Here is a 25,224-nt window from a genome sequence, read left to right as displayed (position 1 = left end):
ATTACAACCTAATTACAATTTATAGGCAACCAGTCAGCGGCAAGGTATCAGCCGGCTACCGGTTTCACGACAACGGCTGCGGGGGTGGCGCTCCCGCCGGCCGGGAGTTGTCCTGCGGCAGGGGAACAAACTGGGTATTATCGTGGGGCGGCAACTGAATACGGCCGGCCTGCCAGTCGGCTTTGGCCTGCTCAATGCGCTCCGGACGGGACGAGACAAAGTTCCACCAGATATAGCGTTCGCCCAGCGGCTCTCCGCCCAGCAGCATCAGCGTACTGGGTTCGCGGGCCAGAATAAGCGGGTCGGTGCCGGTGGTGAATACCAGCAACTGCCCTGCCGTGTACGTACGTCCGCTGACGTCTACACTACCTTTGGCGACGTAAATACCCCGCTCCGGATAGCCCGGCGGCAGGCCAAAACGGGCGCCGGGCTGCAACACCACATGCAGGTAGAACAGGGGCGAATGGGTTTTGACCTCGTTGCGCAGGCCAAAGGCGCTACCGGCAATCAGCCGCATCCAGACGCCGGGTTCGGTAACGATCGGCAGCTCCTGGGGCTGGTAGTTGTCAAACGCCGGGGCGCTTTCTTCGTCGGCTTCGGGCAGGGCCACCCAGGTCTGGATCATCTCCAGCGTACCGCCCGCCAGCGCGGCCGGGTCTTCAAACCGTTCGGAGTGGGCAATGCCGCGCCCGGCGGTCATCCAATTGACCTCACCGGGCCGGATAACCTGCTCCACGCCCAGGCTATCGCGGTGCGTCACCTGCCCACCGAAAAGGTAGCTTACCGTCGACAAGCCGATGTGCGGATGCGGCAGCACGTCCATGGCCGGCAGCTGCTCCGGGACAACGGTAACCGGGCCGGCATGATCCATGAAGATAAACGGCCCCACCATGCGCCGTAACCGGAACGGCAAAATGCGCCGTACACTAAACCCGTTGCTGATGGATGCCTGACGGGCTTCAATAACAATATCCAGCATGTGTAGAAGTTGACTTACCGGGCGGAAAGATAAAGATTTTACCGATCTATGCAGCCGTTGATGGATTCCCCCTACAGAGCATCCCCACAAACCAACGGTATACCGGAGCTACAAACCGCTGGATCCTTCCGGAGCAACAAGTATCACGCTTGCTGTGCATACGCGTTTTTGCTCCGGAAGGATCCAGCGGTTTGTAGAACAGCCTTCGCCCCACTATCCACTGCCCCGGAGGGGCCAGCCTACCACCAGGTACTTTAATGCACTTCGGCCAGCTCCGTTTTGCTGAATTCTTCGCTGATGCGCTTCTGCAACTCAGACGGCACCGGCGAGTATTCGGCAAACTGGCTGCGGACTTTAGCTTTTCCCTGACTCAGGTTGCGCAGCGCCGGCAGCAGTACATCCAGTTCGGCCAGGGGGGTTCTGGCCCGAATCACCTGATTGTTCCCCTCACTGTCGATGTTGAGTATCATGCTGCGATGCGTCTGGAGTTCGGTCATCGCATCGCCCATCAGGCCGGCCGGCACCAGTACTTCAATATCATGCACCGGCTCCAGCAACTGGGGTTCGGCCTGGAGAAAGGCCTCCCGGAACGCCATCATGCCCGCAATCTTGAAGGAAATATCGTTGCTGTCGACGGGGTGCATCTTGCCGTCGTATACACTCACCCGTACGTCGCGTACGTAGGAGCCCGTCAGCGGTCCCTGGGCCATTTTTTCCATGATGCCTTTCATGATGGACGGCAGAAACCGGGCGTCGATGACCCCACCCACAATGCAGTTGTTAAACACCAGTTTGCCGCCCCAGGGCAAATCCACCGTTTCGGTTTCGCGCACGGGGTAGTCTTTCAAGGGCGGCATACCCTCATAATATGGTTCCACTTTAATGAAGACCTCACCAAACTGCCCGGCCCCCCCCGACTGTTTTTTATGGCGGTACGACGACAGCGCCGGCCGCTGAATGGTTTCGCGGTACGGAATCCGGACCTTCTGGTACTCCACGGGTATTTTATACAGGTTTTCCAGCTTCCATTTGGTTACGGTGAGGTGCAAATCGCCCTGCCCTTCCAGAATTACCTGTTTCACCTCCTGGTTGTATTCGACGTTCAGCGTGGGGTCTTCCAGGTGAATTTCGTTCAGCACCTCGCTGAGTTTTTCATCATCCTGCTTGTTTCTGGCTACAATGGCGGTGCGCGTTTTGGCCGGCGGGAACTGAATGGGCCGGATGTTGCCGGTAGCCCCTTTGCCGTTCAGGGTATGGCCGGTCGCCGTATTCTTTAGTTTCACGGTGCAGCCGATATCGCCCGCCTTGAGCCGGTCAATGGGGTTGCGGTTTCTGCCGTCGACGATAAATAGCTGGCTGATGCGTTCGGCCGTAGCCGTTTTTTCGTTCTGCAGGTCCATGCCAACGGACACTTCACCCGATATGACCTTAAAGAACGACAATCGCCCGAGCCGGGGTTCAACCAGCGTTTTGAAGATAAACAGGCGGGTGGGGCCGGCGGGGTCGTACGGCACTTCCTGACCCTCTTCGGTGAGTTCGCCCGCCGTATCCACGGCCGAGGGGGCCACGTTGTCGATAAAGCCCATCATGCGGCCGGTTCCTATATCTTTTTTGGCCGACAGGCAAAATACCGGAAAGACCTGGTGTTTCATCATGCCTATTTTCAAGCCCTCCCGCAGCTCGTCTTCGTCCAGGCTGCCTTTCTCGAAATACTGCTCCATCAGGGCTTCGTCGTTCTCGGCGGCTTTCTCCACGAGTTCGTTATGGAGCTGGTCGGCGCGTTCTTTTTCGCTGTCGGGAATGGGGAGCTTCTGGGGTTTGCCCCCCGTCTCCGGAAATTTGTACATTACCATTTTCAGGAGGTCAATGATGCAGTTGAAGCCCGTGCCGGCGTTGAGCGGATACTGCATGATGGTCACCGCCGGCCCGAAAAAGGCTTTGGCCTCGTCGATGGTCTGGGTATAGTTTGCTTTGTCGTGGTCGAGCTGGTTGACGGCCAGAATGGTGGGTTTATTGTACCGGTCTACGTAATCCCAAAGCAGTTCGGTACCGACCTCTACACCGTTCTGGGCGTTGAGCAGAATGACGGCGGTATCGCAGACGGTGATGGAGGTAATCACCTCACCAATGAAATCGTCCAGGCCGGGGGTATCAATAATGTTGATTTTGTAGTCGCGCCATTCCGTATGCAGGGAAGTTGCGTATACGGAGCTGCCGCGTTCGTGTTCTACTTCGTGGTAGTCGGAGATGGTGTTTCGTTCTTCTACCGTGCCGCGTCTGGTAAGGAGACCTGCTTCGTAAAGCATGGTCTCAGCAAGGGTGGTTTTGCCGCTTTTGGCGGGGCCGATCAGGACCACGTTTTTGATGTGTTTTTCGTCGTACGCTTTCATAAGATCCCGTGTGCTGAAAATGACAAATTGCTTAACCAACAGGGCGGGAGCAGACCGACTACCGATACCACCACCCGGCTGTCACTTCAGTAAGGTAGATCATTTTTAAAAAATTGCGAAGCGGAAAGGTGCAATTTTATCTAATGAAAGTTCAAAGGATTGAAGAGAAAAAGGGGAAGGGAGTGGTAATGATTATTTACGAAAACTTCGGGGTGCCCGAATCCGTTTAGTAACACAACAACAGATTAATACAGGTTCAGCAATCAGTTATCGCACCATCTCCGGTTATTTATCGTAAACAAGCAGGTTGGTCAGACTGACATCCTACATCCAAAACTGTATATCAATGGAAAGAGAGCCTATAATTACCTCGCCGGCCCGGCTAAAGCAACTGGAGTATCTGGCCCGGCTGATGGACGCTCAGTTTCGGATTCCGGGTACCAACATCCGGTTCGGACTGGATGCCCTGATTGGTCTGATCCCCGGTGCCGGTGACCTGTCGACCTTTGCCGTGTCGGGTTTTATGGTATCCATCATGGCCCGCAACGGAGCCAGCGGCTTTGTGCTGGCCCGGATGGTGCTGAATATTGTAATCGATGCCCTGCTGGGATCGGTCCCCATCATCGGCGATATTTTTGATGTTGCCTTTAAGGCAAACCTGCGGAACATGCGCCTGATGCGGGAGCATTATGTTGAAGGCCGGCACCGGGGTGGTGCCTGGAAGATTATTGTCCCGGTCTTGCTGCTGTTGCTGCTGTTTATCGGTCTGCTGATCTGGGGCATTTACAGCCTGATCATAGCGGCCTGGCCGTCGTAAACGCCCGTTCCGGCAGAAAACCCAAAGCCGCTTTCGGTGGACAGACGCGCTACAAACCGTTCAGCTCGGCCACAGTGAAGGCTTTCTGCCTGTCTTTCAGCCGCTGGCGTACGGCAGCTACTTCCTCCGTGCTGATCCGGTCGGCATTGTTCCGCCAGGATCGCCGGATAAAGCTGAGCAATTGGGCAATGTCTTCGTTGGCTAGTTCTTTGTTGTAGCCGATGCCGGGCATATCGCCGTTGATCTCCGGCGCTTTATACACATGGCCGTTTACGTCGACGGGACCGGTGAGGCCAAACAGCACAATCGCAATCAGTTTATCTTTATCGCCGGTTACCCACTGCGACTGGTTCAGCGGGGGTGCCAGCGCTTTAATGCCGTTGCCGTCGGCCCCATGGCAGGTCTGGCAGGAGGAGCTGAACAGAGCCGCGCCTTTCGGGAAGGCACGGGTCAGCGCCTGCGGGTCGCGGTTGCCTCTGGCGTTACGCGAGCCGGTAATGACCCGGTTCAACTGGCTATGGATGGCCATTGTGGTGTTGGGCAGTTCGGCCGTCAGTTTCTGCTGAAAAGCCTCTTCCCGCCCTTCCAGCGTACTCACGATAGCCCCGGCCACAAACCGGTTGTCGGCGTAGGTCCGGGCCAGGTTCAGGACCAGCCTATCGGCAGTTGCCGGCTGAACCGCACGGAGGGCCTGAGCGGCAAAAGCCGCGTAGGGGGCGGCCAGGGTATCCGACTGCGCCACCAGCTGCTCCAGTACCGGCAGGTAAGCGGCATAGGTAGTCTGGTTCAGCAGAGCCGGCAGCAGACTCAGGGCCTGCATCCGTAGCGGCCAGGCCGGCTGCCGGGCAAAGACCACTACATCGTCGGTGGTCAGCGCACCCAGCCCTTCCAGCGTCCAGAATGCATGGAGGGCCGGCAGCAGGTTATGGGTTTCGTTCGTTAACCGCCGTAATGCCGGGATGACCTGGGTGAATTTGCCGTCGACGAGTTGCTGCTGGGCCATATCGCGTACCCAGCCGTTCGGATGGCTGAGCAGGCTGACCAGGGCTTCGGGCTGGTCGGGCAGCGTCACCCGGCGGAGGGTTTTGTTTTTCGGCACTACCTTGTAGATCCGGCCGCAGGCTAACGGCAGTGTCAGGTCCCGGCGGGCAATTTCGCCTTTCAGATACGTGGTCAGGTAGGTCTTGTGCTGGATGATGCCCCGGTACATATCAACTACGTACAGCGCCCCGTCGGGACCATTGTACAAACTGACCGGCCGGAACCGTTCATCCCGGCTGCTCAGAAACTCGCGGCCTTGGTAGGCCTGCTTTCCCTGGGTGACATAGCCCCGCTCGTCCAGGATGTTGCGCTTGATAAGATTGGCCGAAGGCTCTGCCACAAAAACATTACCGGTATAGCTGCTGCCGAACAGCTCACCCCGGTACACCACCGGACCGCAGGCGGCCGTAAAGGTGGTCAGGCGAAGGCTGTCGTCGAGTACACCCTGCATATACCCCCGGTTGACGCCCGGCGTCGGCCGGGCCGGGTACACCCGGTTATCGGTAACAATGCGTTCGCTGAAGCCAGGTACACCCCGCTGGTTTTTGTTGGTAGCCCCTACGCCCGGCATAAAATAGTCGCCGAGCAGATTGATGGAGTTGTCGTTGTAATACAGCCGGCCGACGTTATCCTGGCTGATACCCCACTGGCCCCGGTTGTGCGTTTTCTCAATTAGCCAGGTATCGCCTTTCCGGCGGTAGCGTTTGGTGGCGTTGGCGCTGTAAATCCAGTTGTCCATCGCCCGCAGCAGTCCGTTCGGCTGGTGCTCTACATTACCGCCTTCGGTGTATTTCGGGTCGACAAGGGTGCGTCGGCCGGGTTTATCGTTCCGGATTTCATAATACCACAGGTTGGGTGGTTCCGCCACCAGAATACCGTCTTCGATCAGGCAGATGGCCCGAGGCAGCACCAGCGAGTCCAGAAAGACAGTCCGGTTGTCGGCCACCCCATCGCCGTTTGTATCCGTCAGGATTACTATTTTGCCGGTCGGGCGTTCTTCGCCGGTAGCCAGTGTATCGGGCATATAGCCCTGCATCTCGACTACCCACAGGCGGCCTTTGCTGTCGAAGGAGAGTGCGACGGGAGTATTCACCAGGGGTTCGGCGGCCACGAGTTGTACGGCAAACCCGTCTTCCACCTGCATGTAACGCATTGATTCGGCAGCCGGAATAACAGGCGAATGATCCCGATCCATGCGGACATCGACAGGCTGCCCCGCTCCTTCCTGAGCCGTTACTTTCGGGAAACTCCCCTTTGGTTTGTTGGTTTGGCAGTGAAAGAGAACCGCCGTCAGCAATACAGTGATAACCGGATAAAGCAATTTCTTCATAGGTGGCGTTGGCACGTATCAAAACCGGAACAGTTGGTCAGGCCCGTTTATCAAAAAAGTACAACGTCCGGAAAATATAACTGTCCTTCGCCATGAATAGTTAAAATTAACCATAAAATCTGCCGGTGAATCCATAACCTACCATCTTACATAAATACCGGCATTGCAGGACCGCGCAAAGGGAACGTTTTCGGCGGCTGCGGCTCCCAGTATGCTGGCCTTTTTGCCGGGCCGTTCGGGAAATAGTTCCAGGGAAGCCTTGGCGCCCACGCCCAGATACATCTGTTCGTCAAGGTAGGTAGCGGAGTAGCGATACGGTTCGGGATCGGTAACCCCACCCTTGCGGACAGGTACCCGAAAGTCCAGCCGATAAGTTGACAATACGAGTTGATAAGCCGTCAGGCCGCTGACAACGGCACGGACAACGAGTTGGACAACAGGATGGAGCGACGGGAGTAATCGAGTAGCCCTTCCTGCTTTAGTTCGCCGAACAGTTGGGTCACGGTCTGACGGGTGCTGCGAATCAGCAGGGCAATGTCCTGGTGGGTCAGGTAGTTCTTCAGCACAACGGCTTCGTTTTCCGATTTGCCCTCGCGCTTGGCCCACTCGCGCAGGAAGAGAATAAACCGGTTCCGAACGTCCTTGCCCATCAGGTTGGCATAGCGGTTTTCCAGTCGCCGGAAGCGCTGCCCCACCAGCTTCGTATATTGCAGCGCCAGCAGAGGGTTCTGCCGGATAACCCGCTCAAAATCGGCGGTCCGAAAACTACAGCAGGTAACATAGTCGGTGAGGACGACCGCGTATTCATTCGGGTTCTGGTAGTCCAGCGTTACCTGCCCGAATGCATCGCCCTGGTGCAGCAGTTCTTTGACGGTTTCGGTGCCGTCTTCGTCGAGGTCCACGATTTTGATGGTGCCGTGAATCAGAAAAAAGATGCGGTCTTCTTCTTCCGAAAAATAAAGCATTTCGTTCCTCCTGGCCGTCCGGAACGACGTGATGGCACAAATGGTCCGCAGTTCTTCCGGCGTCAGAACGGCAAATAAGGGATGGTTGCGCAGGTACCAGTATTTTGCTTCCGCTGTCATGGTTGTGGTCTTTAAGGGGTTTCTGTTAGCGGGCGTATGACTTGCCCCGTCGTCAAGCTGTAGTCAAATAGTCTGCCAGTCCAGCCATACCTGCTGGTTACTTTGGCGCTGAAACGCCGTTTCTGGGCCGAATTCGGCATAAACGGCGTTGATCAACAGAAAGCCAGGGCGCCGACCCGCATCCGGAGCCGGAGATTGGCTCCTGAAATAGCGAGACGGTCACGACATTTCGTGATACCCGACTGGGCGTCCCGTATACCTATAAACGTCGAGAGTTGTGCAAATCCCTGCTTAGCAGCCTGTTTTGCGGGATTTGAACAACCATTCCCTACATTGGCATCACTTTCGCAAACACCCAGTCAAAACCATTCTCTTTTTACACGCTGCCATGAAAGATTCAGCCAGACAACGATTAAAAAATCAGGTTGCCATCGTCACCGGGGCCAGTTCGGGCATCGGCGCGGGCGTGGCCAAAGCCTTAGCCGCCGACGGGGCTGCCGTGGTCGTCAACTACTCCAGCAGTTCGGCCGGGGCCGAAAAAGTAGTCCAGGAAATTAAGGATGATGGCGGCTGCGCCATGGCCATCAAAGCCGACGTCAGCCAGGAAGACCAGGTACAGCGTATGTTTAGCCAGGTGAAGGACCAGTTTGGTACCTTTCACATTCTGGTGAATAATGCCGGCCTGCAAAAAGACGCTGCGTTTGTCGACATGACGCTGGACCAGTGGCAGTACGTATTGGGCGTCAACCTGACGGGGCAGTTTCTCTGCGCCCGCGAAGCCGCCCGCGAATTCATCCGCCGGGGTGTGCAACCTGAAATCTCCACCGCGGCCGGGAAGATTATCTGCATGAGTTCGGTGCATGAGCTAATTCCCTGGGCGGGTCACGCCAACTATGCGGCCTCGAAAGGCGGGGTGATGCTCCTGATGAAAACCATTGCCCAGGAACTGGCCGGCTACAAAATCCGGGTCAACAGCATCGGTCCCGGTGCCATCAAAACCCCCATCAACCACGAAGCCTGGGAAACCGAAGAAGCCGCGAACCAGCTGCTGACCCTGATTCCCTACAACCGCATCGGCGAACCCCGCGACATCGGCGAAGCAGCCGCCTGGCTGGCTTCCGACGAATCCGATTACGTCCACGGCATCACGCTTTTTGTCGATGGTGGCATGACGCTGTTTCCCGGTTTCAGAGCGAACGGCTAATGGTTCCGTTTGAGGTTTAAGGTTTAACGTTTAACGTTTTTCCTTTCTAACCTCAAACGTCAAACCTTAAACCTCAAACGACCAAATGACAACAGAACATACCCGTTTACAGGAGACGAAGGAAGGCAAGGCGCACTGGCGCTACATTGGGCCTTACCTGACCGACCGGCAGTGGGGCACGGTGCGCGAAGATTACAGCCCCTACGGCAATGCCTGGGAGTTTGTCTCGCACGATATGGCCCGCAGCAAAGCCTACCGCTGGGGTGAAGAAGGCATAGCCGGCATTAGCGACGACCAGCAGCGGCTCTGTTTCGCCCTGGCGTTCTGGAACGGCCACGACCCCATTCTGAAAGAGCGGCTGTTTGGCCTGACCGGTAACGAAGGCAACCATGCCGAGGATGTGAAGGAGCATTACTACTACCTGGATAGTACGCCGACGCATTCGTACATGAAGATGCTCTACAAATACCCGCAGGCCGCTTTTCCGTATGCCTGGCTGGTGGACGAAAACCGGCGACGCAGCAAGCAGGACCCGGAGTTTGAACTCATCGATACGGGCGTTTTCGACGAGAACCGCTACTTCGACATCTTCATCGAATACGCTAAAGTCAATACGCACGACATCCTGATTCAGGTGACGGCGCATAACCGGGGTTCCGAAGATGCTCCGCTGCATATTCTCCCGCAAGTCTGGTTCCGTAACACCTGGGCGTGGGGCTACAATGCCTACCGCCCCAGCCTGAACGCCGGCGACGATGGTTCCGTTGATATTCACCACCGCGACATGGGCACCTTTACCCTGTACGCCGGCCAGCAGCCTACGTTCCTGTTCTGCGATAACGAAACCAACAGCCGGCGACTGTACGGTGTTCCCGGAACGTCACCGTACCCGAAAGATGCCATCAACGACTACCTGGTGCAGGGAAACAAACAAGCCCCTAATCCAACGCATACCGGTACGAAGGCCGCGGCCCATTATCCGGTAACGGTACCGGCCGGGCAGTCGGTGACGGTTAAGCTGCGACTGGCTAAACCCGGATTGATCGCCCCCTTCGACCAGTTTGATGCGGTATTCCGGCAGCGGGCTCACGAGGCCGACGAGTTCTACCGCAATCTTCAGCAGGACATTCCGTCTGAGGATGCCCGGCGGGTGCAGCGGCAGGCGTTTGCCGGTATGCTGTGGAGCAAGCAGTTCTACTATTTCGATATTCCGCAATGGCTCAACGGGGACCCGGCGCAGCCCGCACCACCCCCGGAACGGAAGCACGGCCGCAACAATGCCTGGTTCCACCTCAACAATGCCGATGTTATCTCGATGCCCGATAAGTGGGAATACCCCTGGTACGCGGCCTGGGACCTGGCGTTCCACTGCCTCCCGCTGGCGCTGGTGGATGCCGAATTTGCCAAGCATCAGTTGCTGCTGCTCACCAAAGAATGGTACATGCACCCCAACGGCCAGTTACCGGCCTACGAATGGCAGTTTAGCGACGTCAATCCGCCGGTACACGCCTGGGCAACCTGGCGGGTCTACAAAATAGACCAGAAGCAGAACGGTGGTCAGGGCGACGTGCGGTTCCTCGAAGAAGTGTACCACAAACTGCTGCTCAACTTTACCTGGTGGGTCAATCAGAAAGACAAAAACGGCCTGAATATCTTCCAGGGCGGTTTTCTGGGTCTCGATAACATTGGCGTGTTCGACCGGAGCGCCGAACTGCCGACGGGCGGTTTTATCGAACAGGCCGACGGCACCAGTTGGATGGCCATGTACTCACTCAACCTGATGCGGATTGCGCTGGAGCTGTCCAAAACCAATCCGACGTATCAGGGCATTGCCACCAAGTTCTTCGAGCACTTCCTGTACATCGCCGGGGCCATGTCCAATGTCGGTAACCAGGGTATCAATCTCTGGGACGATGAAGATGAATTTTTCTACGACGTGCTGCATACGCCCAACAACGAGCGCATCAAGCTGAAAGTCCGCTCGATGGTTGGTCTGATTCCGCTGTTTGCTGTGGAGGTGCTGGACGACGAAATCCTGCAGGCGCAGCCCGAGTTTGCCAACCGGCTGCGGTGGTTCCTGGAGAACCGGCCCGAACTGGCGAGTCTGGTCTCGCGCTGGCAGGAGCCGGGCAAAGGCGAGCGCCACCTGCTCTCGCTGCTGCGCGGCCACCGCATGAAGAAACTGCTCAAACGCATGCTCGACGAAACCGAGTTTCTGTCGGCGTACGGCATCCGGGCGCTCTCACGCTACCACCACGACCATCCGTACGAGTTCTGGGCCAACGGCAACAAGTTTACCGTTACCTATCAGCCGGGCGAATCGGATTCGGGGCTGTTCGGGGGCAACTCCAACTGGCGCGGCCCCATCTGGTTCCCGGTCAATTACCTGCTCATCGAATCCCTGCAGCGGTTCCACCATTACTACGGGGACGATTTCAAGGTAGAGTACCCCACCGGCTCCGGCCAGTACGCTACGCTCAACGAGATTGCGCAGGCCCTGGCGAATCGGCTGGCGGGTATCTTCCTGACCAGCGAAGACGGTCGGCGACCCGTGTTCGGACACAACGAAAAGCTCCAGAACGACCCGCACTTCCGCGATTACCTCTGGTTTTACGAATACTTCCACGGCGACAACGGCCGCGGAGTAGGCGCATCGCACCAGACGGGCTGGACCGGCCTCATTGCGAAACTGATTCACCCGCGCCGAACCCAGGCTATTCCGCAGGAAGTTCCGGTCAACGGGTCTGCCAAAGCCACTCAGCCTGTATTGTCATGAAACTATCGTTCGACCAAACCATCACCCGGCAATCTGGTGAGGCATCCCGGCGCGAATGGCTGGAGACCAACGGCCTCGGCGGCTGGGCCGGCTCGACCCTGAGCGGGACGCATACCCGCCGGTACCACGGCCTGCTGGTGGCGGCTACCAATCCGCCCGTGGGGCGGCAGGTGCTGCTGTCCAAGCTGGACGAAACCCTGCGCATCAACGGCGAGACTTACGAACTGGGCACCAACCAGTATCCCGGCGCCGTGTACCCGCAGGGCTACCTGCATCTCATGCAGTTCCGCAAAACGCTGTTCCCGGAGTTCGTGTACCAGGCCGGTGGCGTAACCCTGCGCAAAACCATCGCGGCCGTCAACGGCGAAAATACCACCCTGGTCACCTACGAAGTTTTGGAAGCGCCGTCACCGTTCTCCCTCGAATGGCTGCCGCTGGTGGCGGGCCGGGATTACCACAGTATGATGCACGTCAACGGCGATGTACAGATGGGTAACCTGATTGGCGACGGGGTGCTGCACATCCAGCCCTACGCAGATTCGGCCAACCTGTTTATCTCGATACCGGGCGCGGCTTTCCACGAACAGGCCGACTGGTACTATAACCTGGAGTATGCGATAGAGCAGTATCGCGGACTGGATTTTAGGGAAGATTTGTTCTCGCCCGGCCGGTTCTCGCTGGAACTGCGCGAAGGAGATAAGGTGGGTATCATCGTCTCGACCGAATCTCCGCTGGGCCGCAACGCCTTTGCGTTGCTGGACAAGGAACGCCGTCGCCGGGAGATGCTGCTCGACAATCAGCCGGTGAAAAACGACTGGATAACGACGCTCACACTAGCCGCCGACCAGTTTGTGGTGAAGCGGGGCGATAACCTCAAGACCATCATTGCCGGTTACCACTGGTTTTCGGACTGGGGTCGCGATACGATGATTGCGCTGCCGGGTATCTGCCTGACCACGGGCCGGTTCGATGATGCAAAGAATATTCTGAGAGCCTTTGCGCAATCGGTGAGTGAGGGCATGCTCCCCAACCGATTTCCCGACTACGGCGAAGCACCGGAATACAACACCATCGACGCAACGCTCTGGTTTTTTGTGGCCATATACCAGTACCGGCAGTTTACGCACGATGGGGTGTTTGTCCGCGACGAAATGCTGCCCGTGCTGCACGATATGCTGGACTGGCACTTCCGGGGTACCCGCTACCAGATTCACGTCGACACCGACGGGTTGCTCTACGGGGGCGTACCGGGTCAGCAGCTTACCTGGATGGATGCCCGCGTTGGTGATTGGGTGGTGACACCCCGCCAGGGCAAGGCCGTGGAGGTAAACGCGCTCTGGTATAATGCGCTCCGCATTTTCGCCGAACTGGCCCGCGACTTCGGGCAGGGCGAACTGGCCCTGCAAATGGCGCTGAAAGCCGACCTGGCAATAGAATCTTTCAACCGGCAGTTCTGGAATCCGGAGAAAAGCTGTTTGTATGATTACATCGACGGTGACTACCGCAACGACAACATCCGGCCGAACCAGTTACTGGCTATCAGTCTGCCGTTCCCGCTGCTGACGATGGATAAGGCCCGGAAGGTGCTGCAAGTCGTAGAGAAAACGCTGTACACGCCCGTTGGCCTGCGTAGCCTCTCGCCCGACCATGTGGAGTACAAGCCGGTGTACGGGGGCGACCAATGGCACCGCGACGGCGCGTACCACCAGGGTACCGTCTGGAGCTGGTGGCTGGGACCCTACATCGATGCGCTGGTTAACGTCAAAGGTCGTCAGATGGGCACCAGGCAGGCTCGTCAGGTACTCGATAACCTGGCGTATCATCTGAACGAAGCAGGCATTGGCACCATCTCCGAAATCTTCGACGGTGCCGCTCCGCATAGCCCACGCGGCTGTATTGCCCAGGCCTGGGGGGTGGGTGAACTGCTGCGGGTGATTCGGGTGCATCAGTTGTTTGATAGTCCGGTAGCCGAAACGCTACAACCGGTACAGCCATGAATACGCTGAGGTCGCTGCACTGGCCCGAATACCTGATGGAGGCCGCCGGACTGGGCATCTTTATGGTGTCGGCGGGCACGTTCGGCACCCTGCTCGAATACCCGCCCTCGCCGGTGCGTCAGGCGTTGCCGAACGGCTTTCTGCGGCTGGTGCTGATGGGCATGTTCATGGGGCTGACGGCGATCGGCATCTTCTATTCGCCCTGGGGCAAACGGTCGGGGGCACACATCAACCCGGCCGTTACCCTGACGTTCTACCGGCTGGGGAAAGTGAAACGAACCGATGCGGTCTTCTACATGATTTTCCAATGCTTCGGTGGTTTGGCGGGTGTGCTGCTGGTGAAAGTCCTGCTGGGCCATGCCTTTACGGATATGCCGGTACGCTACGTGGTGACGGTGCCGCAACAGGGAAATATCCGGGCGTTTGGGGTAGAGATACTCATTGCCTTCTGCATGATGACGATGGTGCTGCACACCACCAATCGGCCTCGCTGGGCACGGTACACCAGCATTATTGCCGGCAGTATGGTCTGGCTGTACGTCGTCACCACCGGCCCTGTCTCCGGCTTCGGCATGAACCCGGCCCGGACGCTGGCTTCGGCCGTGCCGGCAAACGTCTGGACCGCCTTCTGGATTTACCTGCTGGCCCCGGTAACGGGGATGCTGACGGCGGCCGACGTGTACCGGCGCATGAACCGGGTGCCAACCGTGAAGTGCGCCAAGATGCACCACCACAACAATCAGCCCTGTATTTTCAACTGCGGCTACGCCCAGCACGAGCCGACCGCTGTTCAGGATTTGCAATAGCCGGGCGCCCCCGTCTGAACAGCAGTATAGCCTTATGCAAAACTGAACCATAGCTGAACAGCCAAGCGCCCCAAGCCTGAAAGGCTTGACTATGGATAACCCCGACTGTAGGTCGGGGCCAGCGGAACCCGGATACTGTCTGCCAACCCTGAAAGGGTTGAACCAACCAGTCCAAAGTCAACCCTTTCAGGGTTGGGGATTCTGGCACAGGTGTCCATCCCCGGCTACAAGCCAGGGTTATCCACAGTCAAGCCCTTCGGGCTTAGTAGGAACTGATAGAGGGTCGATACATGCTGGCTAAGTGCTTAAGACCAAGTACAAGTAGAAGCTAACGCCAATTAATCGGTGAACATAACCCTGCCTTACAATACCCCTGCAAAACCGGGGTAAGGGAGGGCCTTGCCCAAAACGAACGGCATTACCACGAACCAAAAACGATTCTGTTATGAAAGTTACAACGCCCAATCATTTCGACGTCATCATCATCGGCACCGGAGCCGGTGGCGGCACGCTGGCCTACAAACTGGCACCTTCCGGCCTGCGCATCCTCATTCTGGAGCGGGGCGATTTTATCCCCAAAGAAAAAGAGAACTGGGACCCCATCGAGGTCTTCACCAAAGGCCGCTACCGGACCACCGAGCAGTGGTACGACCAGAACGACAAACCCTTCAGCCCCTTCACGCACTACTGCGTCGGCGGCAACACCAAGCTGTACGGCTCGGCCCTGTTCCGGCTGCGGGAGACCGATTTTCAGGAGACCAGACATTATGGCGGTATCTCGCCGGCCTGGCCCATCCGCTATCAGGACCTGGAGCCGTATTATACCGAAGCTGAAAAGCTATACAGCGTTCACGGCCAGCGGGGCGTTGACCCGACCGAACCGTCTGCGAGTGCGCCGTATCCCTACGGCCCCATCGTTCACGAACCCCGCATGAAGGAGCTGTACGAGGACATTCAGCGCCTGGGCTTTCGGCCGTTCCCGCTGCCTATTGGCGTGCGGCTGGCCGACAACAAACCGTACCCGCAGGCTCCCGTTCACCTGAGCAACTTCGACGGCTTTCCGGACCTGACGGAAGCCAAAGCCGATGCACACGTGGTGGCCCTGAACCCCGCGCTGGCCTATCCGAACGTGACGCTGCTGACCAACGCCCTGGTCGAAAAACTCGAAACCGATGTGTCGGGTAAGCGGGTGAACCGAGTGGTGGCTAAGCGCAACGGGCAGTTGGAAAGCTATTCGGCTAATGTGGTGGTGGTGGCCTGTGGGGCAGTCAATTCCGCGGCCCTGCTGCTGAAGTCGGCCAACGAAAAGCACCCGAACGGTCTGGCCAACAGCTCCGACCAGGTCGGCCGCAACTACATGAAGCACCTCAACGGGACCATTGTCGCCATTTCCGACACGCCCAACAATTCAGTGTTTCAGAAGTCTTTTGGTATCGCCGATTTTTATCACAACGCCCCCGACTCCCCGTATCCGCTGGGTGCCATTCAACTGATGGGCAAAACCGACCCGGATACACTGCTTGACGAAGCCAAAGATGCCTTGCCAAATGTGCCATTGGAGTATCTCTCGACGCATTCCATCGATTTCTGGCTGACATCGGAAGACCTGCCCTCGCCGGATAACCGGGTAACGGTTCGCCCGGACGGAAGTATACGCACCAGCTACACACCGAATAATACGGAGGCTTACGACCGGCTGAAGGATAAACTGCTGACCATTCTGCGGCAGGTGGGCATGACCCACTACATGGTCAAAGACGATGTGTACGTCGGCTACGACCTGGGTATTTCGGGTGTGTCGCACCAGGCGGGTACCTGCCGGTTCGGCATCGACCCAAAAACATCCGTGCTGGACATCAACTGCAAAGCCCACGACCTCGATAACCTGTACGTGGTCGACAGCAGCTTCTTTGTCTCATCAGGCGCGTTCAATCCGTCGCTGACGATTATTGCCAACGCCCTGCGGGTCGGTGACCACCTGCTCGGTCAATTGAAAGCCGAGGAGGCTGTGCCGGAGCCAACCGAAGTTATCGCGTAAGCTGGTTATGGAAGAGCTTGTAAAACTGATTACCATGTACCTGGCCTGGTTTATTGAGGCCGTGGCCGCTGTCATTATCGGCACGGCGGCTGTCCGGGCGGTGGTCAGCTACAGCCGTCAGCAACTGACCCGCGAAGCCATCCGGCTGGCGTTCGGTAGCTCACTGGCCCTGGCGCTGGAGTTTCTGCTGGCCGCCGATATTCTGGAAACGGCCGTGGCACCCACCTGGAACGACATCGGTCAACTGGCGGCCATCGCCGTACTGCGAACCGCGCTGAACTACTTCCTCGAACGCGAACTGCGGCATGTCGACAAACGCGATGCTGCCGTGGCCGAACTATCCTGACACGATACCATCATGAAAAGCAAGATTTACAACCGTTACGGTATGCTGGGGCTGGAGGCTTTTCTGGCCGTGCTGATTAGCCTGTCGCTGGCTGCGCAGCCCGTCCGGAAAGTAGGACCGGTGGGCATTATCGTCTCCGACATGAACCAGGCCCTGGCGTTTTACACCAGTGTGCTGCCCTTCGAGAAAGTCTCCGATACTGAAATGTACGGGACGGAGTACGAAAAGCTGACCGGGGTATTTGGCGTACGACTGCGGGTGGTCCGGCTGAAACTGGGTGAGGAGCAAATCGACCTGGTCGATTACCTGACACCGGGCGGACGGCCCAACCCGCCGGATACCCGCAGCAACGACCTGTGGTTTCAGCACCTGGCGCTGGTCGTCAGCGATATGGACAAAGCCTATGCTCATCTGCGGCAGCATAACGTCCAGCACGTATCGACCGGGCCGCAGACCATTCCGGCTTCCAACCAGGCAGCAGCGGGCGTACGGGCCTTTTACTTCCGCGATCCCGATGGCCATAACCTGGAGCTGATTTACTTCCCGCCCGGCAAAGGAGACCCCCGCTGGCAGCAGGTACACAACCGCTTATTCCTCGGCATCGACCATACCGCCATCGCCGTGTCGAATACCGCCAACAGCCTGAAATTTTACCAGGATTTGCTGGGATTCGCCGTAAAAGGCGAAAGCCATAACGTGGGTACCGAGCAGGCGCACCTCAACAACGTGCCGGATGCCGAACTCCACATCTCCGGACTGCGCTCCGGTGCGGGACCGGGCATAGAGTTTCTGAAATACATCCAGCCCCGCACCGGCCGGCCGTACCCCGCCGATGCCCGCGCCGACGACCTCTTCCACTGGTACACGACCGTGGTAGTCGATAATGCCGGACAGGCGCTGAGCCGACTTCGCAACGCTGGTTATGCCGTGCTGTCGGCCGAACCGGTGGCCATTCCGAACCGAGCGCTGGGAGTTACCAAGGGCTTTCTGGCCCGTGACCCCGACGGACACGCGCTGCTGATTACCGAACAGGACCAACCACTTACTACACAAAAGACCTATTAACACATCCGTTTCAACCATGAAAAAGATTGTCATTATCACCGGAGCTGCAGGAAATCTGGGCCGGGCTGCGGTAGAGAAATTTATTGACGCAGGGTATTACGTCATCGCTACCGTTGAGCCCAACAGCAAGGCGGCTCCGCTGGAAAACCGGCTGCGGCTGGAAACCCATACCGTAGACGTAACCAGTGAGGCCGACGTGGAGCAGTTTGTCCGGAAAATAGCGGCATACACCGACAGCACCATCGAAGCCTCGGTGATGCTGGTGGGTGGATTTGCCGCCGGGAGTATTGAGCAGACCGGGCAGGAGCAATTGCAGAAGATGATTCAACTAAATTTTGAATCGGCCTATTTTATGGCCCGGCAGGTGTACCAGCAGATGCTGAAGCAGGACAATGGCGGGCAGCTAATCTTCATCGGTGCCCGTCCGGCACTGGAATCGCAGGAAGGAAAGGATTATATGGCGTATGCCTTGTCGAAGTCGCTGCTGTTCAAACTGGCCGAACTGCTGAACGCCGAGGGTAAAAAAAAGCACATTTTCTCGTCGGTGCTGGTGCCCAGCACGATTGATACGCCCCGCAACCGGCAGTCGAATCCGGACGCTGATTTCCGCACCTGGGTCAGGCCCGAAGAGGTGGCCGAATCCATGGCGTTTGTCTGCTCACCGGCCGGCCGCAAAATTCAGGATGTGGTGCTGAAAGTCTACGGGGCCGCCTAAACCATTAAACCACCAACACCATGTACCCGGTTATTCTCACCGCCGTGTCCCGCGCCACCGTCGAAACGGTCGCAACGGCGGGTCTATCCCTGGCGGGTATCTATCTGCTGCTGGGGCTGCTGTTCTACGTCGCGTTTGTGACGCGGGGTGTGGCCCGCGTCGATGATGCGGTGGCGGGTTCGCCCAAAGCGTTTTACCTGCTGATTCTGCCCGGCACCCTGGCGTTCTGGCCGGTATTGCTGCGGAGGTGGTTACAGGCAAATTCATCCGAACGCCATGATTAGTCAGCTACGCAAACGACACGTCGCCGTCTGGACCACGCTGGCCATTGCGCTGCCCGTTGGCTTTCTGACCGCCTACCAGCGTATACCGGCAACCGTCAGCGACCAATCACTCCCCGACAGCCAGCCGTCAGCCCTGCCCGAAGTAGTGGCTATGGCCGAGACGCCGGCATTACAACTGGTACGCAGAGCTAACGCTTCCGACGGTCAGCAACTGGAGGTCATTGTCCGGCAACCGCTGACGACGGCCTCGGCGCTGGTGTACTGGTCGGATGGGCCGATAGGCAATGAAGCGGCCGGGAAGACCCTGCTGGGTAGGCTCGGACCGCGGGGTACCTACCGCTTTGCCGTACCCGATGCGTCTGCCGATGAGCCGGCCTGGACCATTTCCCTGTACGATGGCATTAAAAGCAGACCCATTGACACCATACTCCTGAAACCATGAGCGTAAATTATCAACCCGTTCTCTGGAACGTCCAGAAAAAGCGCTACGATGGGGCCATGCTGGTTTTCATGGGCCTGTATGTCCTGCTGTTCAGCGTCCTGACGGTACTGGTCAACCCTGATTTTACGGCCGAAACGCTTATCATCCGGATGGCGGGCAGCCTGGCGCTGGTGCTGCTGCATATCATTCTGGCCATTGGTCCGCTGGCCCGGCTCAACAGGCGGTTTCTGCTGCTGCTCTACAACCGGCGGCACCTGGGCGTTACCATGTTTGTGCTGGCGGCTATACACGGCGTCTTTGCCATCGTGCAGTTCCATTCCAACAGTGATACCAATCCCCTGGTGTCGGTGTTTACGTCGAATGTGCATTACGATTCGTTCGTGCGCTTTCCGTTTCAGGTGCTGGGTTTCTTTTCGCTCATTATCCTGTTTCTGATGGCCGCGTCGAGCCACGACTTCTGGCTGCATAACCTGAGGCCGAAAGTTTGGAAAACCCTGCACATGGGCGTGTATGCCGTTTACACCATGATTGTGCTGCACGTGATGCTGGGCGTGATTCAGTTGGAGTCGTCGCCCTGGCTGGTGAGTCTGCTGGGCGTGGGCATGGTGACGCTGATTGCCCTCCACCTGGCGGCCGGCTGGAAAGAGGTAGGCACCGATGTACGCAAACGCCGGGCCAGTGCCGATGGCTATGTATTTGTCGCGGAGATCGACGACATCCGGAACAACCGCGCCAAAGTAATTACGGTTGATGGAGAAAGCATCGCCGTGTTTAAGTACGACAACAAATTATCGGCGGTATCCAATGTCTGCAAGCACCAGAACGGGCCGCTGGGCGAAGGTAAAATCATCGACGGCTGCATTACCTGCCCCTGGCATGGCTACCAGTACCGCCCCGAAGATGGCTGCTCACCCCCGCCGTTCAAGGAGAAAGTGGCGACCTACGACCTCAAACTGGTTGGCCGGCAGGTATGGGTCAACCCCGCGCCCTACCCCGACGGTACCGCCCGGCTGCCGGTGTCGATAACCGAAAAGGCCGCTACCCGATAAACCACCCGTTCAACATCATTGATCCTCATGAATAAATCATCCATGGAGCCCGACGACGAGTTCTACGTCGGCTATTTTCCGATTGCGCCCGGGCGTTACCTGCGATTCAGCAAACGGCTGGCCGGGCTGCTGCTGGTTGGGGTGCTCTTTCTGCCGGCGGTGCTGGTGCTGGAGCAAAAACGCTTCGCCACCTCTACGTACGAATACGGCAACCTGACCGAACTGGAAGGCATCATTACGCCCCTGCCCGTGCCGACGCTGAAATGGGTTGCGGGTAATGATGCAAACGGCAAGCCCATATACCAGTCGGCCCTGCTGGTCAATAACCTGAAATTTGGTGCCGACCCGGTGGTAGCCTCCTTTGCCGAAAAGCTGGGCCGGCCGCTGGCGCAAACCGTGGTGAAAATACGCGGCACGCTCATTTACCACGACGGCATTACGGTGCTGGAACTAACAGAAGGAGAAAAGGCCCTGCTGGGCGTGAACGAAGCGAAAACCAGCGATAATGCCAGAACCGTTCAGCCCGTGCCGGCTGATTTTGGCGAAGTGACCCTGCGCGGGGAGATTGTCGACCCGAAATGTTATTTCGGTGCCATGAAGCCCGGCCAGTCCAAGCCGCACCGTTCCTGCGCCATCCGGTGTATTTCGGGCGGCATTCCGCCGGTACTGGCCGAGCAGACCGCCGAAGGCTCTACCCGCTATTACCTGCTGACGGACGAGAACGGCAACGCCATCCACCGCGAGGTGCTGGATTATGTTGCCGAGCCCGTTCAGCTCAAAGGCCGGCTTACCCGGCGCGACGACTGGTATGTGCTAAGCTTCAACCCCGCCACCGGCATCGAACGACTGTCAGAATAGACCATGCAATTGGGTTTAGGTTAGTTAAGGAGTGTGATCTGATATTGTCATGCCGCCGGCTGGTGGCATGACATATTGTTTTTGGCTGAGCTCCGATTTAAGTTCGGTCAGTTCGCCCAGCAACTGCGTTCTGGTGACCCGATACGCCGGTTGCAGCCTACGGGCAATCCGGACAATTTCCTGATTGAAGGTGTCGATTTCGGTTTTTCGCCCCTGCCGGATGTCCTGTAACGTCGAGATAAGCTGACCGTCGGACGCCCGGCTAATCTGTAGCAGGTTATCGACCACCGCCCGGCTTTCCAGCCGGATGCCGGATGCCTGGGCAACCGCCACGCACTCGTCAATAATTTCTGTCGCCAGCGCCAGCGCACGCTCTTCCCGGTGAAACACACCATTATCCGTCTCCAGCAAGGGGCAAACAGAATTGAACACACTGTTGATGATGGTTTTCTGCCAGACAACCGGCTGAATATCCGCCACCGCCCGAAACGGAAACGTGGCGGTATGTAGCTGCTCCACTACGGTGTGAAGCCCCCCCGCCTGCCCCTGCACCAGGCCGATGGGCGAAGCAGCCACGGGCCGGAATCGCACCTGCTCGTCAGACACCGGCTGGCTGGTCGCGAAAAGAACGCACCGATAGATGTCGGCATTATGTGCTTCCATAAAGGCCCGCTCGACACCCAGGCCATTTTGCAGGATGACAATGGGTGAGTCGTTGCCCTTTTCGTTAAGCGCCAGCGCTACCGTCGGATTGGCGTATGATTTGGTGGCGATGACGATAAGCCCATCCAACCGCCCGACCGCCCGCAGGCTGGTGACGGGCAACGTGGCCTCCAGCCGTGTTTCTTCGGCGGTTTCCAGCCGGATGGTTTCCGGGCGGGCCGGCAGATCGTCCCGGCTGCCGCGCAGCATAACGACCTGTCTGCCTGCTGTAATCAGGGATACGGCCAGTGCCCGGCCAATGGCTCCGTTGCCTACGATATAGACGGTGTTCATCGGCCAGGCAGTTCATCCGTAAAATGTTCGGTACGCTTCGGTTGCGCAAACTTTTCCGCATTGTAGGCGCTGGAACGGCCCTTCGGTATGGACAGGCTGTTCCAGTTTTCACCACAGACCATTTTGCCGATAAAAACGATCTGCCCAACGTGGTACGGATAATGCGCTAATTGCCGGTTAATGGCTTCCAGGACGGAGTGCCCCATATTCCGGATAAATATTTCCCGTTGCAGGTCGTCATCCTGCAGCGAGTCCAGCGCCTGGCACAAGCAGGCCCAGCCCTCGTTCCAGCGGGCCATCAGGTCAGTTCGGGTGTGAATGTCGTTTTCAAATTCAGCATCCCGGTTTCGCCATTCCTTCTCGCCATCGGTTGTCAGGAACTCTGTCCAGCGAGACAGCATATTGCCCCAAAGGTGTTTCACGATGGTGGCAATACTGTTACTCTCGGCGCTGGCCTGCCAGAACAGGGCCTCATCCGGCACCTGGCTCATGGTCTGTTCGCCCAGCAATTTGTAATAGGCAAACTGCTTTCTGGCACTGGAGAGGTAACCGGTGGTCGGGGCTTCGTTCGGAGATGGAGACATGGTTTTGTTTAGACGTTGGATTTTAGACGTTGGACGTTAGACATAAAATATCAGAATAAAACTGTAAAGCCATATACAATTTAATGTCTATAGTCTAACGTCCAGCATCCAACGTCTTCTAAACGTCCAGCACTGTATTCCAGCCATACATATCGGCTTCGTAGCCGGTCCGGATCTGGGTCAGGCGCTGTTTTAACCGGAACCACAGGCTGTTGTCGGAGTAGGGCGGCAACGGATAATCCTGCCCGTGAACCTGGATGAGTTCGATGGGGCTGACCACGGCAGCAGTACCCACGCCGAACGCTTCCTGCAACAGACCCTGCTCCGCGCCGGCAATCAGTTCTTTGTAGCTGATCTTCCGCTGCTGTACTTTCACGCCCATATCCCTGGCCAACCGAATAAGCGAATCGCGGGTGATACCATCCAGAATGGTGCCGGTCAGCGAAGGGGTAATCAGCACCTCATCAATGACAAACATGGCGTTCATGGTACCGGATTCTTCGATGAACTCATGCTGCCGGCTGTCGGTCCACAATAAATTATCGAAGCCTTCCCGGTTTGCTTTCTGGGTGGGATAGAAGGCAGCGGCATAGTTGCCCGCACACTTGGCAAAACCCGGACCACCTTCGGCCGCCCGGATGAATTCGGTCTCTACTTTCACCCGCACCGGTTTCTGGTAATAATCGCCGACCGGCCCTGTAAAAATAACGAACTGATACGTATCCGATACCCGCACGCGGAACCCTTCGCCCGTGGCAAACACAAACGGCCGGATGTACAGGGAACCTTCATTCAGGTCGGGTACGTAGTCGGCGTCGACCGCTACCAGTTCCCGAATGGCCTGGTCGAAGTACGAAAACGGCATCTGGGGCATGCTCATTCGCTCCAGCGTCTTATTGAGCCGTTCGTGGTGTTTGTCAATCCGGAAGACCGAGATGTTTCCGTCTTTCATCCGAAAGGCTTTCATGCCCTCAAAAATGCTTTGCCCATAATGCAGCGCCAGGTTCGTGGGGGATAGCATCAGTGGGCCAAACGGTACAATTGCCTGCTCCTGCCATTGGCCATCCCGGTATACTCCCATAAGCATATGGGCCGACACCTCGCTGCCGAAAGCCGCACCGGTGTTGGTTGGTTTGTGGTCTATTACCTTAGTTGGAGTCTGTTCTGTCGTCGTCATGGCCTTGTTGGTTGGTATACCGCAAAGCAAACCATTTACCACCGACAAATACAGCAGCAGTTTTGTGAATTTGGAGCAATACAGTTTTGCCGCTCTGCCGCCCGTCTCGCGATGCAGTCGCGGACGAGCGGAGATAGGCGATTCCGACAACAAAACTAGTTGCTTACTTTTAGCAGTCTCAGTTGTTTTCGCTGATTGCTTTGTTGGGCCTCAATGACGTATACACCGGGGCTGTAGCTCTCCCCAAGGGTCAGCGTCTGATTGGGTGACACGTTCGGGTGTTGTTCGATCAGTCGTCCCTGCAAATCGCTCATCCGTACATAAACCGGCTCCGTAGTTCCGCCCTCTATCCGGATGGTAAACGCGCCGGCAGTGGGGTTGGGCAGTGCGGTCAGATTGAGTTCGATGGCCTCTTCAGACAAGGTAGCCACCCGGGCCTTGGACTTGCCTTTGCCCTTAGCCTCCAGCGGACAGACCAGATTGTTGTACTTGTCCAGGGTGGTGGCCAGCTTCAGCATGGTGTCCCTGTTCCCGCTGCTGAGGGCAGCATTCACAAGCGTTATGATTTGCGCCTGGGTTATGGGGTAATCAACGTCGCCATGGTAGGCATTGAGCAGGGCCGTTGTGCCTGCCCGGAGTAAGATGAGGGCTGCGTCGGCGAGGCTGGAACCACCATTGCCCTGTAGGGCCTGTAAAAGCGTTGTGTTGTCAAGTCCAAAGGCATCAGGGACATCAAACACACTTTCCAATGTTTGTGCAGGGGAGTAGTTCGTGGTTGCCCAGGCAGTTGGGTTGTTCTTCCAGTACCCAGGACTACAACCTTCGTTCCCGATAACTTCACAACGCAGATAGACGGCGATGCTACCGCTGCAGGTGCCGCCTTTCGCAATGAGCAGCTTGTAATTCCCCTCCGACAACCCTATAAAGGTGGGATTACCGGCAATGAGGGTGCCGTTCTCCTGCAAGACAAAGCTGCCCCCGACGTCTTTCACCAGCGTGTACTGATAGGGTGCCGTAATACCGGTTGCGTTGATGGAGAAAGACCCGTCTTTGCCCCCGCAGGTGGGCTGCTTCAGGCTGCTTGTTGTCAAAGAAAGCTCCGCTTGCGTCAGTGTTACGGCGATGCTACCGCTGCAGGTGCCGCCTTTCGCAATGAGCAGCTTGTAATTCCCCTCCGACAACCCTATAAAGGTGGGATTACCGGCAATGAGGGTGCCGTTCTCCTGCAAGACAAAGCTGCCCCCG

At 57.4% G+C, this 25,224-nt stretch carries 22 protein-coding genes; 13 read left to right on the top strand and 9 right to left on the bottom strand.

The window, feature by feature from the left end; all coding sequences use genetic code 11:
- Nucleotides 1-64 precede the first annotated feature (64 nt).
- Both ABD931_RS23310 and ABD931_RS23305 read right to left on the bottom strand, forming a co-directional pair.
- A complete protein-coding gene (locus tag ABD931_RS23310) occupies nucleotides 65-979 on the bottom strand; it encodes a pirin family protein (protein ID WP_345270426.1) in 915 nt (304 codons plus the stop codon).
- Nucleotides 980-1,233: 254 nt separating this feature from the next.
- Nucleotides 1,234-3,369 carry an elongation factor G gene (locus ABD931_RS23305; protein WP_345270425.1) on the bottom strand — a complete coding sequence of 712 codons (2,136 nt, stop codon included), beginning with the start codon at nucleotides 3,367-3,369 and terminating at the stop codon, nucleotides 1,234-1,236.
- 346 nt (nucleotides 3,370-3,715) lie between these two features.
- On the opposite strand from ABD931_RS23305, the gene ABD931_RS23300 reads away from it, so the two are divergent.
- The gene (locus ABD931_RS23300) at nucleotides 3,716-4,186 is read left to right on the top strand and encodes a DUF4112 domain-containing protein (RefSeq protein WP_345270424.1); all 471 of its coding nucleotides are present in this window, start codon (nucleotides 3,716-3,718) and stop codon (nucleotides 4,184-4,186) included.
- Nucleotides 4,187-4,235: 49 nt separating this feature from the next.
- Here ABD931_RS23300 and ABD931_RS23295 read toward each other — a convergent pair whose 3' ends face one another.
- The 3 genes from ABD931_RS23295 to ABD931_RS23285 form a co-directional block, all read right to left on the bottom strand.
- The gene (locus ABD931_RS23295; protein ID WP_345270423.1) at nucleotides 4,236-6,557 is read right to left on the bottom strand and encodes a DUF7133 domain-containing protein; all 2,322 of its coding nucleotides are present in this window, start codon (nucleotides 6,555-6,557) and stop codon (nucleotides 4,236-4,238) included.
- A gap of 138 nt (nucleotides 6,558-6,695) precedes the next feature.
- Nucleotides 6,696-6,938, bottom strand: coding sequence for a hypothetical protein (locus tag ABD931_RS23290; RefSeq protein WP_345270422.1), 243 nt, complete (start codon nucleotides 6,936-6,938; stop codon nucleotides 6,696-6,698).
- A 17-nt stretch (nucleotides 6,939-6,955) separates the two neighbouring features.
- Nucleotides 6,956-7,642 carry a Crp/Fnr family transcriptional regulator gene (locus ABD931_RS23285; protein WP_345270420.1) on the bottom strand — a complete coding sequence of 229 codons (687 nt, stop codon included), beginning with the start codon at nucleotides 7,640-7,642 and terminating at the stop codon, nucleotides 6,956-6,958.
- Nucleotides 7,643-8,030: 388 nt separating this feature from the next.
- Between ABD931_RS23285 and ABD931_RS23280 the strand changes: the two genes are divergently transcribed.
- The 12 genes from ABD931_RS23280 to ABD931_RS23225 all read left to right on the top strand — a co-directional run bounded on the left by ABD931_RS23280 (nucleotide 8,031) and on the right by ABD931_RS23225 (nucleotide 21,222).
- Nucleotides 8,031-8,846 (top strand): SDR family oxidoreductase, encoded by an 816-nt coding sequence (locus ABD931_RS23280; RefSeq protein WP_345270419.1) that lies wholly within the window; start codon nucleotides 8,031-8,033, stop codon nucleotides 8,844-8,846.
- A gap of 85 nt (nucleotides 8,847-8,931) precedes the next feature.
- The gene (locus tag ABD931_RS23275) at nucleotides 8,932-11,622 is read left to right on the top strand and encodes an MGH1-like glycoside hydrolase domain-containing protein (RefSeq protein WP_345270418.1); all 2,691 of its coding nucleotides are present in this window, start codon (nucleotides 8,932-8,934) and stop codon (nucleotides 11,620-11,622) included.
- Complete coding sequence (locus ABD931_RS23270) at nucleotides 11,619-13,619, top strand: amylo-alpha-1,6-glucosidase (RefSeq protein WP_345270417.1); 2,001 nt, start codon at nucleotides 11,619-11,621, stop codon at nucleotides 13,617-13,619. The genes ABD931_RS23275 and ABD931_RS23270 overlap by 4 nt, the downstream gene beginning before the upstream one ends.
- Complete coding sequence (locus ABD931_RS23265; RefSeq protein WP_345270416.1) at nucleotides 13,616-14,425, top strand: MIP/aquaporin family protein; 810 nt, start codon at nucleotides 13,616-13,618, stop codon at nucleotides 14,423-14,425. The genes ABD931_RS23270 and ABD931_RS23265 overlap by 4 nt, the downstream gene beginning before the upstream one ends.
- A 445-nt stretch (nucleotides 14,426-14,870) precedes the next feature.
- Entirely contained in the window at nucleotides 14,871-16,463 is a 1,593-nt protein-coding gene (locus tag ABD931_RS23260; RefSeq protein ID WP_345270415.1) for a GMC oxidoreductase, read from the top strand.
- Between the two features lie 7 nt (nucleotides 16,464-16,470).
- On the top strand, nucleotides 16,471-16,809 hold the full coding sequence (locus ABD931_RS23255) for a DUF1622 domain-containing protein (RefSeq protein ID WP_345270414.1): 339 nt from the start codon (nucleotides 16,471-16,473) through the stop codon (nucleotides 16,807-16,809).
- Between the two features lie 12 nt (nucleotides 16,810-16,821).
- A complete protein-coding gene (locus ABD931_RS23250) occupies nucleotides 16,822-17,874 on the top strand; it encodes a VOC family protein (RefSeq protein WP_345270413.1) in 1,053 nt (350 codons plus the stop codon).
- 16 nt (nucleotides 17,875-17,890) lie between these two features.
- Nucleotides 17,891-18,589, top strand: a complete 699-nt coding sequence (locus tag ABD931_RS23245) for an SDR family NAD(P)-dependent oxidoreductase (RefSeq protein ID WP_345270412.1) — start codon at nucleotides 17,891-17,893, stop codon at nucleotides 18,587-18,589.
- A gap of 20 nt (nucleotides 18,590-18,609) precedes the next feature.
- The gene (locus ABD931_RS23240) at nucleotides 18,610-18,873 is read left to right on the top strand and encodes a hypothetical protein (protein ID WP_345270411.1); all 264 of its coding nucleotides are present in this window, start codon (nucleotides 18,610-18,612) and stop codon (nucleotides 18,871-18,873) included.
- Nucleotides 18,866-19,315, top strand: coding sequence for a hypothetical protein (locus tag ABD931_RS23235; protein ID WP_345270410.1), 450 nt, complete (start codon nucleotides 18,866-18,868; stop codon nucleotides 19,313-19,315). Before ABD931_RS23240 ends, ABD931_RS23235 begins: the two co-directional genes overlap by 8 nt.
- Complete coding sequence (locus ABD931_RS23230; protein WP_345270409.1) at nucleotides 19,312-20,364, top strand: Rieske 2Fe-2S domain-containing protein; 1,053 nt, start codon at nucleotides 19,312-19,314, stop codon at nucleotides 20,362-20,364. Before ABD931_RS23235 ends, ABD931_RS23230 begins: the two co-directional genes overlap by 4 nt.
- A gap of 27 nt (nucleotides 20,365-20,391) precedes the next feature.
- Nucleotides 20,392-21,222 carry a hypothetical protein gene (locus tag ABD931_RS23225; RefSeq protein WP_345270407.1) on the top strand — a complete coding sequence of 277 codons (831 nt, stop codon included), beginning with the start codon at nucleotides 20,392-20,394 and terminating at the stop codon, nucleotides 21,220-21,222.
- 24 nt (nucleotides 21,223-21,246) lie between these two features.
- Here the strand turns inward: ABD931_RS23225 and ABD931_RS23220 are convergent, their stop codons facing one another.
- The 4 genes from ABD931_RS23220 to ABD931_RS23205 form a co-directional block, all read right to left on the bottom strand.
- A complete protein-coding gene (locus ABD931_RS23220; protein WP_345270406.1) occupies nucleotides 21,247-22,218 on the bottom strand; it encodes a ketopantoate reductase family protein in 972 nt (323 codons plus the stop codon).
- The gene (locus tag ABD931_RS23215; protein WP_345270405.1) at nucleotides 22,215-22,802 is read right to left on the bottom strand and encodes a DUF1572 domain-containing protein; all 588 of its coding nucleotides are present in this window, start codon (nucleotides 22,800-22,802) and stop codon (nucleotides 22,215-22,217) included. Before ABD931_RS23215 ends, ABD931_RS23220 begins: the two co-directional genes overlap by 4 nt.
- A gap of 118 nt (nucleotides 22,803-22,920) precedes the next feature.
- Nucleotides 22,921-23,979 (bottom strand): branched-chain amino acid aminotransferase, encoded by a 1,059-nt coding sequence (locus tag ABD931_RS23210; protein WP_345270404.1) that lies wholly within the window; start codon nucleotides 23,977-23,979, stop codon nucleotides 22,921-22,923.
- Nucleotides 23,980-24,134: 155 nt separating this feature from the next.
- Nucleotides 24,135-25,224: T9SS type A sorting domain-containing protein (locus ABD931_RS23205; RefSeq protein ID WP_345270403.1), on the bottom strand; the 1,090-nt coding region annotated here is incomplete at its 5' end.

Source organism: Nibrella viscosa, from assembly GCF_039541875.1.
Lineage (GTDB): Bacteria > Bacteroidota > Bacteroidia > Cytophagales > Spirosomataceae > Nibrella > Nibrella viscosa.
The sequence above is the reverse complement of the archived record's forward strand: the minus strand, read 5'-3'. Positions and strand labels throughout refer to the sequence as shown.

Coding starts and splice junctions, on each gene's coding strand:
- ABD931_RS23265 (WP_345270416.1), top strand. CDS start 13,616: ATGAATACGCTGAGGTCGCTGCACTGGCCCGAATACCTGATGGAGGCC.
- ABD931_RS23285 (WP_345270420.1), bottom strand. CDS start 7,642: ATGACAGCGGAAGCAAAATACTGGTACCTGCGCAACCATCCCTTATTT.
- ABD931_RS23310 (WP_345270426.1), bottom strand. CDS start 979: ATGCTGGATATTGTTATTGAAGCCCGTCAGGCATCCATCAGCAACGGG.
- ABD931_RS23235 (WP_345270410.1), top strand. CDS start 18,866: ATGATTAGTCAGCTACGCAAACGACACGTCGCCGTCTGGACCACGCTG.
- ABD931_RS23245 (WP_345270412.1), top strand. CDS start 17,891: ATGAAAAAGATTGTCATTATCACCGGAGCTGCAGGAAATCTGGGCCGG.
- ABD931_RS23270 (WP_345270417.1), top strand. CDS start 11,619: ATGAAACTATCGTTCGACCAAACCATCACCCGGCAATCTGGTGAGGCA.
- ABD931_RS23305 (WP_345270425.1), bottom strand. CDS start 3,369: ATGAAAGCGTACGACGAAAAACACATCAAAAACGTGGTCCTGATCGGC.
- ABD931_RS23210 (WP_345270404.1), bottom strand. CDS start 23,979: ATGACGACGACAGAACAGACTCCAACTAAGGTAATAGACCACAAACCA.
- ABD931_RS23260 (WP_345270415.1), top strand. CDS start 14,871: ATGAAAGTTACAACGCCCAATCATTTCGACGTCATCATCATCGGCACC.
- ABD931_RS23220 (WP_345270406.1), bottom strand. CDS start 22,218: ATGAACACCGTCTATATCGTAGGCAACGGAGCCATTGGCCGGGCACTG.
- ABD931_RS23275 (WP_345270418.1), top strand. CDS start 8,932: ATGACAACAGAACATACCCGTTTACAGGAGACGAAGGAAGGCAAGGCG.
- ABD931_RS23255 (WP_345270414.1), top strand. CDS start 16,471: ATGGAAGAGCTTGTAAAACTGATTACCATGTACCTGGCCTGGTTTATT.
- ABD931_RS23230 (WP_345270409.1), top strand. CDS start 19,312: ATGAGCGTAAATTATCAACCCGTTCTCTGGAACGTCCAGAAAAAGCGC.
- ABD931_RS23300 (WP_345270424.1), top strand. CDS start 3,716: ATGGAAAGAGAGCCTATAATTACCTCGCCGGCCCGGCTAAAGCAACTG.
- ABD931_RS23215 (WP_345270405.1), bottom strand. CDS start 22,802: ATGTCTCCATCTCCGAACGAAGCCCCGACCACCGGTTACCTCTCCAGT.
- ABD931_RS23280 (WP_345270419.1), top strand. CDS start 8,031: ATGAAAGATTCAGCCAGACAACGATTAAAAAATCAGGTTGCCATCGTC.
- ABD931_RS23225 (WP_345270407.1), top strand. CDS start 20,392: ATGAATAAATCATCCATGGAGCCCGACGACGAGTTCTACGTCGGCTAT.
- ABD931_RS23295 (WP_345270423.1), bottom strand. CDS start 6,557: ATGAAGAAATTGCTTTATCCGGTTATCACTGTATTGCTGACGGCGGTT.
- ABD931_RS23250 (WP_345270413.1), top strand. CDS start 16,822: ATGAAAAGCAAGATTTACAACCGTTACGGTATGCTGGGGCTGGAGGCT.
- ABD931_RS23240 (WP_345270411.1), top strand. CDS start 18,610: ATGTACCCGGTTATTCTCACCGCCGTGTCCCGCGCCACCGTCGAAACG.